We start from the raw sequence: 6,654 nt of genomic DNA, 5'->3' as shown, positions 1-6,654 counted from the left end.
AACAACATTATTTGATGCTGAGATAAATTCAAAATAACCATCATTAACAAATGTATTCACAGTATAATTACCTACATTTAAATTAATAGCCAAACTTGCATAACCGTCATCATCTGTAGTTCTAGTATAATTTTTACCACAGACCTCAAAGACAACACCTAAATTAGATAAGGGATTACCTTCATTATCTAAGAAAGTAGCTCCAAATCTGGAACCATCTTTATATGACATTACAAGATCAGATTCATTAATTGCAACTTTACCTTTTAAAACCATTAGACTAAAATTAACTGGATTTGCATAGTAATTACTATTATTAATATATACAGTTCCAACATAATTACCTGGAGTATTATTAAGATTTAATAAAGCAGTGCCATTTTCATTACTTACAACAATATAATTTGTACCATTAATAGTAAGATATATATTTTCACCAGATACAGGTTTTCCATCCTTATCTGTTAAAGTAATGATTAAACTAGAAGAGTCCTTATAGTATTTAACTAAATCAGAAACCTCAAGATTAACTGGATTTACTAATACTTCAATTGTAACATTTACGGGATTATCATAATAGTAATAAATTGACTGATTATCCAAGTATATTAATGCATTATAACTACCGATTTTATCTGTAATATTTAAAACAGCAATTCCATATTCATTAGTTATAAGAGTATAATGATTAGAACTAATATTAACTAATACTTCCTGACTAGTAACAGGAGTGCCATTCTCATAAGTTAAACTAATTATAAGATTACTATCATCTCCATAATATTTAACAACTGAACTAGCATTTATATTAATTTTAGGCCTAATAGATACAGTAACATTCTTAATACTGGGACTGTAATCAAGATTACCGTTAAATCTAATATTTACAGAATAAATTCCAGGATTTTGATTTAAATCAAAATAAACATAACCATTGGAATCAGTTAACCTGTAATAATTTATATCATCCATGGAAATATCAACATAATTATTTGCAAGTGGCCGATTATTCTCATCTAAAACTTGAATGGCTAATTTTGTACCATCATTATAGTTCATTAGAACATCATTGGCAATGACAGTGGATTTAAGATTTCCAACTGTAAATGCTTTAATACATGCTGTTTGACCTGAATAATAATGGCCGTCTGTAGAACTATCACCACTATTGACATAAGTTGATAAATCAACCCAATTAGAGCCATCAAAACTAAAGTATGAAACATTTTCCCTAAGGTTTACTCTTACAGTAGAATTTTCAATAATAGGAAAGTTAACATTTCCACTTCCAGATAGTTTAATTCTTATTGTAAAATTGTCCCCTTCATGAAGCATTACAGGATTATCTAAGTGAATAGTTGAATATCCTGGAACAGAAACAGTACCTGATTGACTGGAAACTGTTTGATTATTAACTAACACATAAACTTCATAGTTAGTGTCTGCATTTTCAAAGTATGTGGAAAATGCTGCTAATGTATCATTACCTACAGCCTTGAATATATTCTCATACCAGATTGAAGATCTTGAAGTTACAAACCAGTCTGTATAACCACTCATATCATATTGATAGATCTTATTATATCTAGCTGTATCATTTAAGATAAATACATAGGTATCCTGAGTTCCTACTCTGGCAAATGCAGTATCATAATATGAAACATAGAAGTAACCGTCATCTCCCCAGGATTCACCCCAACTATTTTTAACTATCCATGCACCATTACCAGCAGGATGGGAATAATATCCGAAATTACTTGCAGAATAATTGTCATCCCAACCAACAATAGAAACTGCATGGTTAGAGCCTGGAGTACCTGAGTAATAATATGAATTACCAGTTAAATAATAGGAACTATAATACATTGAAGTTGAAACTACACCATAATTTACAATAGCACTTTTAATCTTATCATTATCCAAATAGTTTTCTCTTGCAGGAATAAAGTATACATTTTGAACATGGACTAAACTTGAATTTAATGCTGCAGAAATACCACTGTAATCATCATAAGGATCTAAATCCTCAGATATTGGACCTAACCAACTTACAAGGTATCCGATAGCCATATTATCTATTCCACCATCATTTGGTGTAACTTTAATTCCATAATATATCCATCCATAATCAGAATAATAAGCCATAAGATTTTTCATATTTTCCTCAGAAAAATCATAAGTTTGACCATTAGCTTTAAGAATATTTGATTCTAAAGCAGATAATATTGCAAATGCCCAACAATTTCCACCATAAGCCTGATCTTTAATAGGAGTTACATAACCATAATCCCTTAAATCAAATTTTGATGGTAATGAACCATTTATTGTAGTATTATCCATTACAATTATAGTATAATTCTGATTACCATAATACATAGGAACTTCAGTAATATTATAGATAGTATTGTTTACTAATGCATAATTATCTTCAAATTCATTATTAGAACTAATAAATTCCTTGACTATACATGCATATATTGCGCCACCATAGTAAGTCGCATTATTATTCTTGAATTTTGAATTTTTAATTGATGCAGTAGTATTATCTATAGATATAGCACCACCATTTAATGCAGTATTATAAAAGAATCTACAATTTGTAACATCTATAGGACCATACATATCGTAAATAGCTCCACCATAATATTTAGCAGAGTTATTTGTGAAGTTTGAATTAGAAATATTAAGATTACCTTCAAGTTGACAAATTGTACCAAAAGTTGAGCTACAATTTGTAAAACTAGTTTGATCAATGACAATATTAGAACATGTGGAGTAAATAGCAGCACCAGCATCACCGGTACTTACTACATTATTAAATTGAGAATTGGAAATTTTTAAATTTGAGGCATTTATTGCAATTGCTCCTCCAAAGTTGGAAGAGGAGATATTAATAAATGTTGAATTTACAATCTCAAGATTTCCTAATGTTTGGTAAATAGCTCCACCATATTCTGAGCCTAATGAAAGGAAAGTAGAATTGTATATACCTACATCACCAATGGAATAGATTACCCCACCAAAATTGTTATCACTATAATCTGTAGTATTTGCAAAAAGAACATTATATGCAAAGAATTCACCACGATTATAGAAATTTACATTAGATACAGTTAAATTTACAAGTTTTAAATAATTATCTGATCTAACAGTATTACCTGAAAACTTTAAGATTGTATCCAAAGTAGCTGAACCAACTATTTTTGTAGGAGATGTTAAGTAAAAATTACCTGAAATAACATAATTACCATTTGTAATAATAGCTAAGTTTCCATTAATTCTAGTACTGGTTATTGTTTTATATGGACTGTTAATAGTTCCATCACCAGTATCCTCCAAAACATTTGAATCAAAGTATACTGTTTTTGAATATTGACTATCTGAATCGTTATCAGTTACTCCCAAATCATCTGAAATATTTCGAGATTGATCAAGAATATCCTCCGAATTATTAGTAGAACCAGAAACAGAAAGATTAGTCTCAGAATTATCACTAATTTGAGAATCTACAGTAGAATTATCATTAATATCCCCTGCAGAAACTGCTGAAACAGATATAATCATTATTGAAAAAAACAATAATAAAAGATAAATCTTATTTCTTTGAATTTTCATATAAAATCAACTTTTAATTGTATATAATAAAAAATAATATTTTAATTAACTGAATAACTTTGATAAAAATCTTTATACAGAATATAAAAACTAATTAAAAAATTATACAAATTAAATTCTTAAAATATTAATTTCTATATAAATAAATTAAAAAAACATTATATAAATACATATCGATTTTATTTTACGAGAAAGAAATTAAAAATTTAATAATTTAAAAAAACTAGTTAATTATAGTTAGAATCTATTAAAAAAGATTAAATACCTAAAAAAACCCGAAAAAATAAAATTAAATCATTAGTAGAATAAAATATAATAGAAATTAATACATATTCAAATTATCGAATGTTAAAAAATACATAAGTTTAAAACAAATAATTTTCTTAATTCAATAGATTATTGAAATTGAAACCATTAAAATTTAATAATAATACAGTTTTTGGACAATTAATTTTAAAATCAATTTTAAAACCATTTAATATATAAATAGAGAGAATTTTCATATTAAATCAAAAATTTAAGAGAAATACCCTATTTTTACTTTTTAAAATCTTATAATGTTTAAAAAAAATAATAAAGTCAAATAGGAAATCGAATACTTAATCAATAAAAATATTAATTATCATATAATAATATATATTAAAAAAAGGAGTTATCTTATAATCATTAAAGGTGAAAAAATAAATGAATATTATAACGGCAAGAATTCCACTAACTGCTGTTGCGATTATTTGTGGTTTAGTTTCTTTAATATTAACCAGATGGATGATGCCGCATTTAATTAAAAGACTTAAAAAAGCTAATATTGTAGGTAAAGACATACATAAAAGTACGAAACCTTTAGTTGCAGAGATGGGTGGACTTGGAATATTATTTGGTTTTATTTTAGGTATTTTTGTAGGAATTTTATTACATCCGGATTTAACATTTGAATTATCTGTTGTTCTAGTTGTTATACTTCTCGTTGGTATGATCGGAATGGTGGACGATATTCTAGCATTAAAATCTATGGAAAAATTAGTACTGTTATTTTTAGCAGGCCTACCACTTATTTGGATTGCACCTCCAGGAGTTGGAATTTTATATCTCATTGCAATACCTATTATTGTATCTATAGCAAGTAACCTTACAAATATGCTTGCCGGATTAAATGGAATGGAGTCTGGTCTTGGTATTATATCCATGACCTCACTTACAATAGCATGTATAATTCTTGGAAAATACGACGTAACTATCTTAAGTATGAGTTTACTTGGAGCTCTTATAGCATTCTTACACTTCAATAAACCACCTGCAAAAGTATTTCCAGGAGATACTGGAACCCTCATTATTGGTGCAACAATAGCTGCCATTGCATTAATTGGAAGAATAAAACTTGTAGCATTCATTATTATGTTACCAAATATTATTGACGCATGTCTTAAATTTTACAGTGCAGGATTCATGAATAGATCCGAACAAAAACCAACCCAGATAAATGAAAATGAGGAATTGGTAAGACCTAAAAAAGGATTCAAATCATTGATTAGATTAGTTTTAAAACGTCCTATTAAAGAGGAAACTGCTGTTAAAATGATATGGGGTATTGGTATAATATTTGGTATAATCGGAATTTTAGTAGCGATATATATGCCTATAATGACAGGAAACGAATCATTAGAACATATATTAATATTAAAAGATCATTTATATTATATATAAATTATCTTGATTTTTATTTACTAAAATTTAATGATTTATTTTTTTTAAATGAATCAAATATAAACCCTATTTTTAAAATAAAAAGATTAATTTTATTTTTTAATAAATTAAATATAAAATAATTCAATCTATTCTTCTATAAAAAACATAAAAAGATTAAAAAAAACCCTATTTAATCTAAATGAATTAAATATAATAATCCAATCCATTTATTAAAAAAACCTAAATAAAAAGAATATGAAAAAATACTTATTTTTAACAATCAATTTACCATATTATAAAAAAGCTCGAAATTAAACCCATATTACATCCTTAGTTAGAAAACAATAATTATCAGAGTAACAGGTATCATAACTAGGAGCGCTAGTATAATTCAAGGTATTGAATGTATATATTATAGAGCGCCTTATACGTGTATTGATTTTTTGGGATAATCTTGATTTCTCCTCATTAGTTAAATCAGCATTTGACAATGCAGTTACCTGAATATCTATTTCAGGTCTTTGTAACTGAGGATTGAAACCATTATACGAATAGCTGATATCTACTATTTGAATGTATTTTGTATGAGTTAATTTTTTATCCAAGTAAACCGTATAATACTCATTATTAGTATAGACAGCCATACCATCAACTAATGCCCCTTCATTAGCTCCACTTTTTGCTGCTTCCATAGCTACATTAATTTCATTCTCATTTATTATAATGGAATAAGTAGAGAATATGACAATCATAGAAATAACTAAAATAAAAACATATTCCACAGATAATTGTCCATATGACTCTGAGAATCTAGGATTTAAGTTTTCTAAATCTAACATAGGTACTGTTTCCCTCTTCAACATTAGTTAAAAGATAAGTAGATCCAGAGTCTAGTCTAAAACTATATGCGGTTGTTCCAGTGAAAGTTTTAATATTCACCGGGATTATTATTGATTCCAAAGAATTGAATTTATCATATAATATTAAATGATTGTTATATACCTGCACAGTGTAAGGATATCCCTGAACATCCCCCTTTAAACTTATTTTCCTTGAATAACCTACCTTATTTAAACTTACAGAATTAATAGAATCCGATAAAGAATCCAATATCAAACGTTCCTCAAGATTCTGCTCTTCAGAATTAATATTTCCCAAATTCGAATAAACAAATGACAATAAAACTACAATAATAATTATTAAAACTGCATATGAAAATAAAAAATCGATGGATATTACTCCAATATTATCTGAAAACAATCTAAATTTCATAAATATTAGTAATTAAATATAATATAAATCTTTTTTAAAATTTAATCTAAAAATTTTACTGGATTTAAAATATTTTACTAAAAT

General features: G+C 26.8%; 4 protein-coding genes (1 of these 4 only partly in view). 1 reads left to right on the top strand and 3 read right to left on the bottom strand.

The features are described 5' to 3' along the window. Positions 1-3,615: the 5' portion of a C1 family peptidase gene (locus ABM4_RS08745; protein ID WP_016358219.1), read on the bottom strand. Its footprint begins 561 nt before the window's first position; the window shows 3,615 of its 4,176 coding nt (coding positions 1-3,615); its start codon is at positions 3,613-3,615; the stop codon falls past the left edge of the window. A 684-nt stretch (positions 3,616-4,299) separates the two neighbouring features. Here ABM4_RS08745 and ABM4_RS03090 point away from each other — a divergent pair. Further along, entirely contained in the window at positions 4,300-5,316 is a 1,017-nt protein-coding gene (locus tag ABM4_RS03090) for a cell wall biosynthesis protein phospho-N-acetylmuramoyl-pentapeptide-transferase family (RefSeq protein ID WP_016358218.1), read from the top strand. 293 nt (positions 5,317-5,609) lie between these two features. Here the strand turns inward: ABM4_RS03090 and ABM4_RS03085 are convergent, their stop codons facing one another. Both ABM4_RS03085 and ABM4_RS03080 read right to left on the bottom strand, forming a co-directional pair. After that, positions 5,610-6,137: a hypothetical protein gene (locus ABM4_RS03085; protein WP_016358217.1), complete on the bottom strand. Its 528-nt coding sequence runs from the start codon at positions 6,135-6,137 to the stop codon at positions 5,610-5,612. Beyond that, positions 6,109-6,570, bottom strand: a complete 462-nt coding sequence (locus ABM4_RS03080; RefSeq protein ID WP_016358216.1) for a hypothetical protein — start codon at positions 6,568-6,570, stop codon at positions 6,109-6,111. Before ABM4_RS03080 ends, ABM4_RS03085 begins: the two co-directional genes overlap by 29 nt. Positions 6,571-6,654: the final 84 nt, after the last annotated feature.

This window comes from Methanobrevibacter sp. AbM4, from assembly GCF_000404165.1.
Lineage (GTDB): Archaea > Methanobacteriota > Methanobacteria > Methanobacteriales > Methanobacteriaceae > Methanarmilla > Methanarmilla boviskoreani.
The sequence above is the reverse complement of the archived record's forward strand: the minus strand, read 5'-3'. Positions and strand labels throughout refer to the sequence as shown.

Excerpts from the sequence above, each read along its gene's own strand:
- ABM4_RS03090 (WP_016358218.1), top strand. The coding sequence starts at position 4,300 with ATGAATATTATAACGGCAAGAATTCCACTAACTGCTGTTGCGATTATT.
- ABM4_RS03085 (WP_016358217.1), bottom strand. The coding sequence starts at position 6,137 with ATGTTAGATTTAGAAAACTTAAATCCTAGATTCTCAGAGTCATATGGA.
- ABM4_RS03080 (WP_016358216.1), bottom strand. The coding sequence starts at position 6,570 with ATGAAATTTAGATTGTTTTCAGATAATATTGGAGTAATATCCATCGAT.